We start from the raw sequence: 12,846 nt of genomic DNA, 5'->3' as shown, positions 1-12,846 counted from the left end.
ACGGCTGGCCGGCCGTCGTCACGATGCGTCACGTCCACCGACGGAAGGAAGTCATGAGCGTCGTTCAGACACCGCCACCCGAGCCCCCTGACCTCGACGAGACCAGGGTCATCCCGGCGCCCCGCGCCCGGCTCGACATGGAGAACCTGAGCGGCGGCAACGACCGGACCGACATCCTCCCGCTCCGGTTCAGCTACAGCGCCTACAGCGTGCTCGCGGGTCCCGCCGAACTCCGCCCACAGCGCCGGGACCAGCCGTACCGGGTAACGATGAAACCGCTCGCCCGGCGACGCCCGATCGCGACCGTCCTCATCACCCTGTTCGCCTTCGCGTTCGAGTCGACGTTCTTCGGCTGGCTGCTCGCCTCGATCGCACTGCCCGACCCCGACCTGCACACCGCCGTCTTCGCGGCGACCATCTTCATGATCGCGGCGACCTGCCTGATCGAACTGTTCCGGCTGGTCAACGTCGTCACGCTCTGCCTGGCCTCGATCTGGGCGCGGGACCCCGTGCCGGTCGTCCCGGACGCGAACCTGCGCGTGGCGTTCCTGACCACCATCGTGCCCGGCAAGGAACCCCTGGAGATGGTGGAGCGCACCCTCGCCGCGGCGATGAAGATCCGCCACCCCGGGCCGTACGACGTGTGGCTGCTCGACGAGGGCGACGACGACGAGGTCAAGCAGATGTGCCGGCGCCTCGGGGTGCGGCACTACACCCGGCGCGGATTGCCACGGTTCAACACCCCGGCCGGCGCGTTCAAGGCGAAGACCAAGCACGGCAACTACAACTCCTGGTGCGAGCGGCACGGCGAGTCGTACGACGTCTTCGTCTCGGTCGACCCCGATCACGTCCCGCAACCCAACTTCTGCGAACGCCTCCTCGGCTACTTCGACGACCCGGACGTGGCCTTCGTGGTCGGGCCGCAGGTCTACGGCAACTACGACAGCGTGGTCACCCGCTGGGCGGAATCGCAGCAGTACCTGTTCCACTCGCTGCTCCAGCGCGCCGGGAACAAGCGCGGCATCGCGATGCTGGTCGGCACTAACAACGCGGTACGCATCGCGGCGCTGCGCAGCATCGGCGGCCTGCAGGACTCGATCACCGAGGACATGGCCACCAGCGTGGTCATGCACAGCACGAACAATCCGCGTACGGGCAAACGCTGGCGCTCGGTCTACACCCCGGACGTGCTGGCCGTCGGCGAGGGCCCGTCGAGCTGGACCGACTACTTCACCCAGCAGCACCGCTGGTCGCGCGGCACCGACGAGGTCGTGGTCCGCAAGTTCGCCCGGATCGGCTGGAAGCTCGGCATCGGCCGGGCGCTGCACTACGCGCTGCTGATGGCGTACTACCCGCTGACCGCGCTCGCCTGGGTGCTCGGTGCGCTCGTGGCCGCCTGCTACCTGATCCTCGGTGCCAAGGGTGTCCAGGTGCCGCAGCAGGTGTGGCTGATGCTCTACGTCGACGCCGCGCTGTTCCAGATCGGGCTCTACCTCTTCAACCGCCGGCACAACGTCAGCCCGCACGAGGAGGACGGCTCGTCCGGCCTGCCCGGGATGCTGGTCTCCACGTTGTCCACGCCGCTCTACGTGTCGTCGTTCTTCGGCGCGCTGCTGGGCCGCAAGGCGGGCTTCGTGGTGACCCCCAAGGGCGACTCGACCAGCCCGGACCGGCTGCTCACGTTCCGGCACAGCCTCGCCTGGGCGGGCTTCTACGCCGCGCTGCTGATCGCGTCGCCGTTCCTCGGTCACGTGGACGGCGCGATGTGGCTCTGGCCGACGCTCAACCTGGTGATCTGCCTGCTCCCGGTGGTCGTCTGGCAGATCCAGAAGGTCCACGCCAGGACGACGAGGAACCACAAGAAGAGAGTCCTGGACCCCAAGACCATGGAGAGGACGTACGCGTGAAGCCACGCACCCGCCCCACCGTTGCCCGCCGGCTCGCGAGCGGTCTGGTCGCGATGCTGGTCCTGGGCATCGTCCTGGTCGTGAACCGCCCGATGGTCGCCGCCGCCTCCGAGGCCTACCACGAGTTCAGCATCAACAGGCAGTCGTACAAGCAGCGGTACGGCCACTGGTCGGACCTGCCCGTGCCGCAGGACTTCAAGGTCAACGCGATCCACGCCGCCCTGCTCAACACGGGCAAGCTGCTGATCATCGCGGGCAGCGGCAACAACCGGGACGCGTTCGAGGCGGGCACGTTCCGGACGGTCGTCTACGACCCGGCGAAGGACGAGTTCTCCGACGTAGACACGCCGAGTGACGTGTTCTGCGCGGGCCACACGTTCCTGCCCGACGGCAACCTGCTCATCGCCGGGGGCACGAAGGACTACGAGGTGCTGCCGCAGGACATCGAGCACGCGTACGGCGTGATGAAGTTCAAGAACGAGTCGGCGACCAGCGGCCCGCACACGTTCAAGAAGGGCACGAAGCTCGTCTCGAAGACCGGCCACATCTACCGAACGCGCGACGACGTCGTGCTGGGCAAGGCCACGACGATGAAGCACGGCGAGATCGTGATGACGCACGCCGCCGAGGCCGAGGTCTTCGTCGACGCCGTGGAGAAGGGTGACGCCCCGCTCGTCGAGACGCCCGGGCAGTACACCGTGCAGGGGCTGACCGGCGCGGACAAGCAGAACGTCTACGGGGTCTCCGACAAGATCACCCATGAGAAGCAGGAGTACGCGGGGGACAACAAGTCGTACGAGTTCGACCCGGTCACCGAGTCGTACGTGAAGGTCGGCGACATGGTCGAGAAGCGCTGGTATCCGACGCTGGCCGAGCTGCCGAACGGCGACGTGCTCGCGGTCTCCGGGCTCGACGAGTTCGGCCGGATCATCCCGGGCGACAACGAGAAGTACATCGCGTCGCAGAAGCGCTGGGTGGATGCCCCGGAGCTGCACCGGACGTTCCCCACGTACCCGTCGTTCCACCTGATGCAGGACGGCAATTTCTTCTACTCGGGGTCGAACGCGGGCTACGGCTCGGACACCGTCGGGCGTACCCCCGGGGTCTGGGATGTCCGGAAGAACACCTTCCGGGAGGTGCCCGGGCTGCGCGACCCGAAGCTGACCGAGACCAGTTCCTCGGTGCTGCTCCCGCCCGCCCAGGACCAGCGCGTGATGATCTTCGGCGGGGGTGGCGTCGGCGAGTCCGAGGTCTCCACGAAGCGCACCGACATCATCGACCTGACCGAGGACTCGCCGCGCTACGCACCCGGGCCCGACCTGCCCGCACCGGCGCGCTACCTGAACGCGGTGGTCATGCCCGACGACACCGTCTTCACCACCGGTGGCTCGTCCGGATACCGCGGCGGCAAGCACGGCTCCAGGACCCGCTCCGACCTGTTCAACGCGCAGATCTACCAGCCGGGCACGAACGTGTTCACCACCGCCGCCGAGTCCACGGTCGGCCGCAACTACCACTCCGAGGCGATCCTGCTGCCCGACGGCCGGGTCGTGACGATGGGCAGCGATCCGCTCTACGACGAGTCGGGCAAGGGGCCGGGCACGTTCGAGAAGCGCATCGAGGTGTACTCGCCGCCGTACCTCTTCCACGGCGCGCGACCGAGCATCACCGGCGGGCCCTCGCAGGTGAAGCGCGGCACCACCGTCGCGTTCACCAGCCCGGACGCCAGCCGGATCAGCAAGGCGCGACTGGTACGCCCGAGCGCGGTCACCCACGTCCTCGACGTCGACCAGCGATCGGTGGCCCTGGACATCACCCCCGGGAGGGGCGATTCCCTGAAACTCTCCGTGCCCAAGGCGCGGGGCCTGGTGCCGTCCGGCTGGTACATGCTCTTCCTGCTGGACGCCAAGGGCATTCCGTCGGTCGCCCGCTGGGTTCAGGTGCTCTGATCTGATGCGCCATGCCAGGCCCGCTCCTAGGGGGCGGCGAATGCTGCTGGCGGCGACCGCGGTTCTCGCGGTCGCCGTCGGCGTGGGCGCGTTCGCCCTCACCCGCGACGACGCCCCGGTCTCCGAGCCGCCGGTCACCGAGTCGCCGGTGGCCGCTCCGAGCGCCACCGGCAGCCCTGCTTCTGCGCCCGTTTCGCCACCTTCGGGCGTACCCTCCGCTTCGGCTTCTTCCGCGAATTCGCCTTTGCCTTCGCCGAGCGCCTCGTCGACGCGCGCCCCATCTCCATCCCTCTTCGTCGATCCCTCGGGCGCGGCCGCGAAACAGGTCCGGTCGTACGAGAACGCAGGGGAGATCGAGAACGCCGCCCTGGTCAGGAAGATCGCGAACAGCTCTACCGCCACGTGGTTCGCCGACTCCTCGGCCGGCACCGCGAGCCGGGCCCACAGCCTGGTCACCGCGGCGGCGAAGGCCGGGAAGCTGCCGGTCCTCACGCTCTACAACATCCCGTACCGCGACTGCTCCGGGCAGTCCGCGGGCGGAGCGGCCGGCGCCGACGAGTACCGCTCCTGGATCTCGGCCATGGCCGGGGCGATCGAGGGCAGGGACGCGCTCGTCGTCCTCGAACCCGACGCCGTGCCCCAGGCCGTCCAGGGCTGCCTGGACGAAGAGCGCAAAAACCAGAGATACGAGCTCCTCGCGTACGCGGTGAGCACGCTGAGCGAGAACGCCGGCACCCGGGTCTACCTGGACGCGGGGAACCCGACGTGGATCACCGACACCGCCCTGCTCGCCGGGGCACTGCGCCAGGCCGGGGTCGAGCGGGCCACGGGCTTCTCGCTCAACGTGGCCAACTTCGAGACGACCGGATCCAACGTCACGTACGGCACCGCGCTCTCCGGCCGGCTCGGCGGCGCGACGTTCGTGGTCGACACGAGCCGCAACGGCAACGGGCCGGCCGAGCAGGGTCCGCAGGGCAACGAGCACTGGTGCAACCCGCCCGGGCGCAAACTCGGGGACCCGCCGTCGACGCGGACCGGGAACGCGCTGGTCGACGCGTATCTGTGGGTGAAAAGGCCGGGCGAGTCCGACGGCGCGTGCGGGAACGGTGCCCCCGCGGCGGGCCGGTGGTGGCCCGAGTACGCCCTCGAACTCGCCCGTTGACGGTTAGTCCAGCCCGTTCACCGACGGGACCTCGAGGGTGCGCGCGGTGGGCGTACCGCCGAGGTGGATCTCTCGAAGTGCCGTGTTGTTCGTCGTGCTGAGCTCGGTCAGCTTGTTCGACGGGTTCGCCTTGACCTCGATGTAGTACGTGCCGTTCGGCAGATCCGTGACCTCGAACGACTGACCCGGCCGGGCCTGGGTGTACGTGTCGCCGCTGCCGATGTCGAGCACCTCACGCACCGCGACGGCGGTGTTCTGCCCACACGACGTGGAGAGGTCGGTGTTGTCGGGGCGCCACTTGGCGTTCTTGATCGTGTAGTCGATCGCGTCCGTGTTGGCCAGGCAGAACGCCTCCTTGCCACTGCGGACGGCCAGCTTCTGGTCCGCGGCGAGCAGGTTGTACTGCGCGAAGTCGGTGAAGTGCCAGTGCCGGTGCCCCTCGCGGGCGTCCCACTCCATCGTCCCGGCCTCGACCGAGCCGACCTCCTTGCCGTTCGCGTCGAAGAAGTACTGGTAGGCGTCCATCAGCTCGGTGCCCGTCCGCCGGAACCCGTCCACCAGCAGCGGTGAGGTACCCGCGTTCCACACGGTCGCGCCGAAGTTCACGTAGGCCTTCTCGCCGTCCTGCTCCAGCGAGATGCCCCACGCCGGCAGCGAGCGCAGGTCGGGACGCGGTCCCTTGGCAGCGGCGCTCGTGGCGAGCGCGCTCTTCGACATCGCCTTCGGTGCCTTGGCGGGCGGCCGGAAACCCGGCTTGTACGCCGACACCTGGTGGCTCGCGTCGCCCTGCCCGCCGTGCTCACCGTGCTCGGCGACCGCCGCCTCGGGCGACGTGTCAGCGCCCTCCTGAGCGGCCTTGACCCGGGCGGCGGCCACGCCGGCAGCGGTCTCGTCGGTCTCGTTGACGATGGTCAGGTTGATCGTCTGCGTGGCGTCGGCGTCGGCGATCGCGAAGTAGTCGCGGTACTGCTGGTTCAGTGCGACCGTCACCGTGTACTGCCCGGGCTGCAGGTCGAACTGCTCGTCGCCGGCGGGCATGCTGTTCGTGGTCGCGTTCCAGCCGGCCTGGATGCCCCAGACCCCGCCGAGGTTGAACGGGTTGTACTCCGAGCAGCCCCGGGGGTAGGGGTTCTCCGCGGGCGCGTCGCGGCGGGTGCGCACCGACTCGTACGAATTGGGGCAGAAGTCCGTGGTGAAGCTCTTGACCTCGGTTCCGGCGGCATCCTTGAAGGTCACCGTGGTGAAGTCCTTGAGACCGGACCAGCCGGTGACCATCCCGGAGGGCAGCGTCACCTCCTTCTTCTTGCCGTTCTTGAGCACGATCTGCTTGGCGACGATCGGGTCGGCATACGACTTGCGGGTGGCCCGGACCTCGAACGGGTCCTTGCCCGCGATCACGTTCACACCGAGATCGAGATACAGGTACGCCTCCCCGTCCCAGACGTACCGCTCGGCCGTCACGTTCGAGGTGGCGAGGGTGAACGCCAGTGGCGGCGGATCGGTGGCCGCGTTGGCGACGCCGACCCCCGCTCCGGTCAGCGCCAGCGTCGCACCGACCGCGACCGCTGTGCGGATCTTGGACCTTGTTGTCATGGTTCCTCCCCGGGGTTCTGTGTCGCCCAGGTAAACCGGAATGGTGTGAAGCCGACGTAAGGGGCTATGAGACTTACCTCAAATCACGCCGGTGGGTGGTCGTACCGATACGATCGCGGGGTCGGGACAGCGCGGTCCTGGAGCACCTGAAGGCAAAGGAGCGCCCCAGTGACAGACCAGCAAGGCCACTTAGATCCGGACGGGCCCGACGCCGCGCTGCGCGCGGACATCCGTCGCATCGGAACCCTGCTCGGCCAGACCCTCGCGCGGCAGGAGGGCAAGCCGCTGCTGGACCTCGTCGAGGAGGTCCGCGCGCTCGTCCGCACGGACGCCCCGGCGGCAGCCGAGCGCCTCGCCGCCATGGACGTCACCACCGGCACCAAGCTGGCGCGGGCGTTCTCCACCTACTTCCATCTGGCGAACATCACCGAGCAGGTGCACCGCTCCCGGGACCTGCGGCGCCGCCGGGCCCGTGACGGTGGCTGGCTCGACCAGGCCGCCAAGCTCATCGCCGAGAAGGGGGTGCCCGCCGACGAGATCGCCGCGGCCGCCCGCCGCCTCGCGGTGCGCCCGGTCTTCACCGCGCACCCCACCGAGGCCTCGCGCCGCTCGATCCTGTCCAAGCTGCGCCAGCTCGCCGACACGCTCGACGCCGAGGCCAGCGCCGCGATCCTGTTCGGCGCGTCGGACACCAGCCAGTCGACCCGCCGCTTCGCCGAGCTGATCGACCTGCTCTGGCAGACCGACGAGCTGCGCCTCGACCGGCCGGACCCGACCGACGAGGCCCGCAACGCGGTCTACTACCTCAAGGACCTCTACGCCGAGGCCGCCCCGCAGGTCCTCGACGACCTCGCGGAGACCCTGCGCCAGCTCGGCGTGGAGACCGCCCCGACCGCCCGCCCGCTGACGTTCGGCACGTGGATCGGCGGTGACCGCGACGGCAACCCGTTCGTCACCCCGGCGGTCACCCGCGACGTGCTGATGATCCAGCATGAGCACGGCATCCAGGCCACCGAGCAGGCGATGAACGCGCTGATCGACGAGCTGTCGGTCTCCCGCCGGCTGCGCGGGGTCTCGCTCGACCTCTCCGCCAGCCTCGCCGCCGACCTCGACGCGCTGCCCGAGGTGGCCGAGCGGTTCCGCCGGGTCAACGCCGAGGAGCCCTACCGGCTCAAGGTCCGCTGCGTCAAGGCGAAGCTCGCCAACACCCGCGAACGCCTGCGCCGCGGCACACCGCACGTGGCCGGCCGCGACTACCTCGGCACCGACGAGCTCATCGCCGACCTCGAGCTGATGCGCGCCTCCCTGGCCCGCAACTCCGGCCAGCTCACCGCGGTCGGCACGGTCGCCTCGGCGATCCGCACGGTTTCCGCCTTCGGCCTGCAGCTGGCCACCCTCGACGTGCGCGAGCACGCCGAGAAGCACCACGAGGTGCTGGCCCAGATGTACGCCGAGGTCGGCGAGGTCGACGACTACAACGCGCTGAGCCGCGAGGAGCGCACCAAGCTGCTCGCCACCGAGCTGACCGGGCGCCGCCCGCTCTCCTCGGCCGACACGCCGCTGACCGACTCGGCCCGCAAGACCTTCGACGTCTTCGGCACGATCCGCGACTCCCAGGACCGGTTCGGCTCCGAGGTCATCGAGTCGTACATCATCTCGATGACCCTCGGCGTCGACGACGTGCTCGCCGCGACGCTGCTCGCCCGCGAAGCCGGCCTGATCGACATCCACACGTCCCGCGCGCGGATCGGCATCGTCCCGCTCCTGGAGACCCCGGCCGAGCTCGACGCCGGTGGGGAGCTGCTGGACGAGATGCTGTCGCTCCCGGCGTACAGGGAGATCGTCAGGGCCCGCGGTGACCTGCAGGAGGTCATGCTCGGCTATTCCGACAGCAACAAGGAAGCCGGCATCACCACCAGCCAGTGGTCCATCCACAAGGCGCAGCGCGCGCTGCGTGACGTGGCGGCCCGGCACGGCGTCCGCCTGCGGCTCTTCCACGGCCGTGGCGGCACGGTCGGCCGTGGCGGCGGCCCCACCCACGAGGCGATCCTGGCCCAGCCCTACGGCACGCTCGACGGTGCCATCAAGGTCACCGAGCAGGGCGAGGTCATCTCCGACAAGTACACCCTGCCCGCCCTGGCCCGGGAGAACCTCGAGCTCACGGTCGCGGCGGTCCTGCAGGCGACCCTGCTGCACACCGAGCCGCAGGTCGACCTGAATTCCCTGGTCCGCTGGGACGCGGCGATGGACCTGGCGTCCGGCTCGGCGTTCAAGCAGTACCGCGCCCTGGTCGAGAACCCGGACCTCCCGGCGTACTTCTGGGCGGCGACCCCGACGGAGCTGCTCGGCGCGCTCAACATCGGCTCCCGCCCGTCCAAGCGCCCCAACGCCGACGCCGGCCTGGGCGGCCTGCGAGCGATCCCGTGGGTCTTCGGCTGGACCCAGACCCGCCAGATCGTCCCCGGCTGGTTCGGTGTGGGCACCGGTCTGACCGCCGTCCGCGAGGCGGGCCAGTCCGACGTCCTCAAGGAGATGTACGCCAACTGGCAGTTCTTCCGCACGTTCATCTCCAACGTGGAGATGATGCTGGCGAAGACCGACCTCAGCATCGCCCGCCGCTACGTCGAGACCCTGGTCCCCGAGGCGCTCCGCCCGATCTTCACCACGATCGAGGAGGAGTACGCCAAGTCGGTCGAGCAGATCCTCGACATCACCGGCCACGAGACGCTGCTGTCCTCGCAGCCGGAGCTCTCCCGCACCCTCGGCGTCCGCGACACCTACCTGGAGCCGCTCCACCACCTCCAGGTGGCCCTCCTGCGGCAGTACCGCGACCTGGGCGAAACGGAACGCCAGATGGCCACGGCCCCGGGCGGGCGCCGCTCACCGTCGGACTCGACGGCCCTGGAGCGGGCCCTGCTCACCACGGTCAACGGCATCGCCGCCGGCATGCGTAACACCGGCTGATCGGATATTTGCAGGTCAGGGGCGCTTGTTCGTCGTTCCCGGAGTCCATCCGGAGACGTCGGACAGGCGCCCCCGCCACAGCACCCCGTCGCCCGACGCGTCCTGGTTCGGGTGATAGATCAGCGTGTTGCGCAGGTGGATGTAACGGGTCGGCGCGGTAAGAGCGACATATTGCCGCTGGGTCATCTCGCCGCCGATGTCGCGGACCTTGGTCGCCTCGTGGGCGAGGTCCGACTGCTCCTTGACGTTCTCGGCCACGCCCACATAGAAGGCGTCGGCGTGGTCGTTGAGTTCGCTGAGCTCCGCGAACCACTGCCACTGCGGGATCAACTCCCCGCTGACCAGCAGGCCGTCCACGGTGAGGCTCAGAATCGGGCCGGGGTCGACAGGCTCGATGAGGTGGTCCATGAGCGTGACGTAGGTGGCGAGCACGCTGTCGGGCTCGCCCCAGTCGGACCGCAAGGAATTGGGCACGGCCCTGACTGTAAGCCAGCATCCGGTCGCTTCTAGTGAAAACGGGTGATCACCTCAGGGTTGGCTCCGGGTCATCACCGATCCCCGCGGGTGCGTGGCGTCCCTACTCTGAGTCGCGTGAGCCTCATCGTGACCCAAGGGTTGACCAAGACATACGGCGGGCGGGTGACCGCGCTCGACAACCTGACCGTCGATGTCGAGCCCGGCATCGTCGGCCTGGTCGGCGCGAACGGCGCCGGCAAGTCCACCTTCATCAAGATCATGCTGGGCCTGATCGCGCCGACCAGCGGCACGGTCCGGGTCTTCGATCTCGATCCGACCTCGCAGCCCGACCAGGTCCGCAACCGGGTCGGGTACATGCCCGAGCACGACGCGCTGCCGCCGGATGTCTCGGCCGCCGAGTTCGTCACCCACCTCGGGCGGATCAGCGGCCTGCCGCGGACGGCCGCGCGCGAGCGCGCCTCCGAGGCGCTGCGCCACGTGGGGCTCTACGAGGAGCGTTACCGGCAGATCGGCGGCTACTCGACCGGCATGAAGCAGCGGGTCAAACTCGCTCAGGCGCTGGTTCACGACCCCGATCTGCTGCTGCTCGACGAGCCGACCAACGGGCTCGACCCGGCCGGCCGCGACGCGATGCTCGCGCTCGTGCACCGCATCGGCACCGAGTTCGGCATCTCCGTGGTCACCTGTTCGCACCTGCTCGGCGAGGTCGAGCAGATCTGCGACTCGCTGGTCGCGATCGAGGGCGGCAAGCTGCTGCGCGCCGACCGCATCTCGAACATGACCGAGGTGAGCGACGTTCTCGCGGTCGAGGTCTCGGAGGGTACGCAGGAGCTGGCCGACGCCCTCGAAAAGCTCGACCTGCCGGTGCGCATCGACGGGCGGGTGCTGCTCGTGCCGCTCGAGCGCGAGGACACGTACGACCGGATCCTGCGGGCCGTCGCCGACCTGGATCTTCCGCTGCACCGCCTTGACCAGCGCCGCCACCGCGTGGCCGAGCTCTTCGCCCCGAGGGAGAAGGCTGATGTCTGAAGCCAGCGTCATCCATGACATCGGATACCAGCGTTACGAGGGCCCCCGGCTCGGTCGCGGCGCGGTGTTCAACTCGCTCTACGTGCACGGGCTGCGCGCGGCGTACGGTTTCGGCCGCTCCGCCAAGGCCAAGATCTTCCCGTGGCTGGTGTTCGGGATCGTCAGCCTGGTCGCGGTGATCCTCGCGGCCGTGCGTGCCCAGACCGGTCTCCTGCCGCTGAACTACATCCAGTTCGCCGACGCGATGAGCTGGCTGATCATCTTCTTCGTGGCGATCGTCGCGCCGGAGCTCGTGTCCCGCGACATGCGCGCCGGGGTGCTGCCGCTCTACTTCAGCCGGCCGTTGCGTGCCGCCGACTACGTGGGCGCGAAGGTCGCCGCGATGGTGACGGCCGTGTGGGCGCTGCTCGCCGTGCCGCAGTTCATCATGTTCCTGGGCGCGGCCTTCACCGCCAAGAACGGCATGAGCGACGTCTGGAAGGAGCTCGGCGACCTGCTCCCGGCATGGGGTTACAGCCTGTTGTGGGCGCTGCTGTTCACCAGCATCGGCCTGCTGATCGCGTCGCTGACCGGCAAGCGGGCGTTCGCCGCCGGTGGCATCGTCGCGGTGTTCCTGATGACCACGCCGGTGGTCGGGGTGCTCTCCATCCTGCGCTCCACCGACGCCCAGGAGCTCGCCGGTCTGGCCAGCCCGATGACGCTGGTCAGCGGGGTCGGTCAGTGGCTGGTCCCGGATGCCAACACGGGCCTGTTCATCGGCCGCTTCGGCCCGGTGTACCTGATCGAGGCGATCACGCTGATCGCCGGCTGCCTGCTGCTCCTGCTCGCCCGCTACCGGAAGGTGGCTTCGCTGTGACCACCGTGAACCTGCAGAACGTGTCGCGCTGGTACGGCAACGTCGTCGCCGTCAACGACATCAGCATGACCCTCAACCCGGGCGTGACCGGCCTGCTCGGGCCCAACGGCGCGGGCAAGACGACGATCCTGCACATGATGGCCGGGTTCCTCGCGCCGTCACGGGGCACGGTCACCGTGGACGATGCCCCGACCTGGCGGAACCCCGATATCTACCGCCGGCTGGGCCTGGTCGCCGAGCGGGAGGCCGTCCACGGCTTCCTCACCGCCCGCGAGTTCATCGCCGCGTCGGCGCGGATGCAGAAACTGCCGGACCCGAAGGCCGCCACCGAGTGGGCGCTCGGCATGGTCGAGATGAAGGACGCCGCCGACCGGCGCATCGAGACGTATTCCAAAGGCATGCGCCAGCGCACCCGGGTGGCGGCGGCGCTCGTGCACAACCCGCAGGTACTGCTCCTGGACGAGCCGTTCAACGGTATGGACCCGCGCCAGCGCATGCACATGATGGAGCTGCTGCACGGGCTCGGCGACCAGGGCCACACGATCCTGTTCAGCTCGCACATCCTCGAAGAGGTGGAGCAGGTGTCGGGCACGGTCCAGGTGATCGTGGCCGGCCGGCTCGCGGCCTCCGGCGACTTCCGCCGCATCCGCCGCCTGATGACCAACCGCCCGCACGTCTTCGCGGTGCAGTCCTCCGACGACCGCCGCCTCGCCGTCGCCCTGATCGGCGAGAAGTCGGTCAGCGGCGTCGAGATCGACGCCACCGGCATGACGGTCCGGGCCGCCGACTACGGCAACTTCACCCGCGCCCTGCCCCGCATCGCCCTCGACTCGGGCATCCGCCTGCGCAAGCTGATCCCGTCCGACGAATCCCTGGAGAGCGTCTTCTCCTACCTGCTGGAGGCCTGAC

At 69.3% G+C, this 12,846-nt stretch carries 9 protein-coding genes; 7 read left to right on the top strand and 2 right to left on the bottom strand.

The window, feature by feature from the left end; genetic code table 11:
* Window positions 1-53: 53 nt before the first annotated feature.
* Genes Aco04nite_RS26330 through Aco04nite_RS26320 form a run of 3 tightly spaced genes read left to right on the top strand, consistent with a single transcriptional unit; the run spans window position 54 to window position 5,018 of the window.
* Window positions 54-1,907 carry a glycosyltransferase family 2 protein gene (locus Aco04nite_RS26330; protein WP_244876307.1) on the top strand — a complete coding sequence of 618 codons (1,854 nt, stop codon included), beginning with the start codon at window positions 54-56 and terminating at the stop codon, window positions 1,905-1,907.
* The gene (gene glxA, locus Aco04nite_RS26325) at window positions 1,904-3,856 is read left to right on the top strand and encodes a radical copper oxidase GlxA (protein WP_212999943.1); all 1,953 of its coding nucleotides are present in this window, start codon (window positions 1,904-1,906) and stop codon (window positions 3,854-3,856) included. Before Aco04nite_RS26330 ends, glxA begins: the two co-directional genes overlap by 4 nt.
* Before the next feature lie 40 nt (window positions 3,857-3,896).
* Window positions 3,897-5,018, top strand: coding sequence for a glycoside hydrolase family 6 protein (locus tag Aco04nite_RS26320; RefSeq protein ID WP_212999942.1), 1,122 nt, complete (start codon window positions 3,897-3,899; stop codon window positions 5,016-5,018).
* A gap of 3 nt (window positions 5,019-5,021) precedes the next feature.
* Here the strand turns inward: Aco04nite_RS26320 and Aco04nite_RS26315 are convergent, their stop codons facing one another.
* The gene (locus Aco04nite_RS26315; protein WP_212999941.1) at window positions 5,022-6,611 is read right to left on the bottom strand and encodes a lysyl oxidase family protein; all 1,590 of its coding nucleotides are present in this window, start codon (window positions 6,609-6,611) and stop codon (window positions 5,022-5,024) included.
* A 168-nt stretch (window positions 6,612-6,779) separates the two neighbouring features.
* Here Aco04nite_RS26315 and ppc point away from each other — a divergent pair, with 168 nt between their 5' ends.
* Window positions 6,780-9,575 (top strand): phosphoenolpyruvate carboxylase, encoded by a 2,796-nt coding sequence (gene ppc / locus Aco04nite_RS26310; RefSeq protein WP_212999940.1) that lies wholly within the window; start codon window positions 6,780-6,782, stop codon window positions 9,573-9,575.
* Window positions 9,576-9,590: 15 nt separating this feature from the next.
* Here the strand turns inward: ppc and Aco04nite_RS26305 are convergent, their stop codons facing one another.
* Window positions 9,591-10,049, bottom strand: a complete 459-nt coding sequence (locus tag Aco04nite_RS26305; RefSeq protein ID WP_212999939.1) for a GvpU-like protein — start codon at window positions 10,047-10,049, stop codon at window positions 9,591-9,593.
* Window positions 10,050-10,166: 117 nt separating this feature from the next.
* Between Aco04nite_RS26305 and Aco04nite_RS26300 the strand changes: the two genes are divergently transcribed.
* Genes Aco04nite_RS26300 through Aco04nite_RS26290 form a run of 3 tightly spaced genes read left to right on the top strand, consistent with a single transcriptional unit; the run spans window position 10,167 to window position 12,845 of the window.
* On the top strand, window positions 10,167-11,081 hold the full coding sequence (locus Aco04nite_RS26300) for an ABC transporter ATP-binding protein (protein ID WP_212999938.1): 915 nt from the start codon (window positions 10,167-10,169) through the stop codon (window positions 11,079-11,081).
* A complete protein-coding gene (locus Aco04nite_RS26295) occupies window positions 11,074-11,937 on the top strand; it encodes an ABC transporter permease (RefSeq protein WP_212999937.1) in 864 nt (287 codons plus the stop codon). The genes Aco04nite_RS26300 and Aco04nite_RS26295 overlap by 8 nt, the downstream gene beginning before the upstream one ends.
* Window positions 11,934-12,845, top strand: coding sequence for an ABC transporter ATP-binding protein (locus Aco04nite_RS26290; protein WP_212999936.1), 912 nt, complete (start codon window positions 11,934-11,936; stop codon window positions 12,843-12,845). Before Aco04nite_RS26295 ends, Aco04nite_RS26290 begins: the two co-directional genes overlap by 4 nt.
* Window position 12,846 lies beyond the last annotated feature (1 nt).

This window comes from Winogradskya consettensis, from assembly GCF_018332715.1.
GTDB lineage: Bacteria > Actinomycetota > Actinomycetes > Mycobacteriales > Micromonosporaceae > Actinoplanes > Actinoplanes consettensis.
This window is presented reverse-complemented; position numbering and strand designations above follow the sequence as displayed.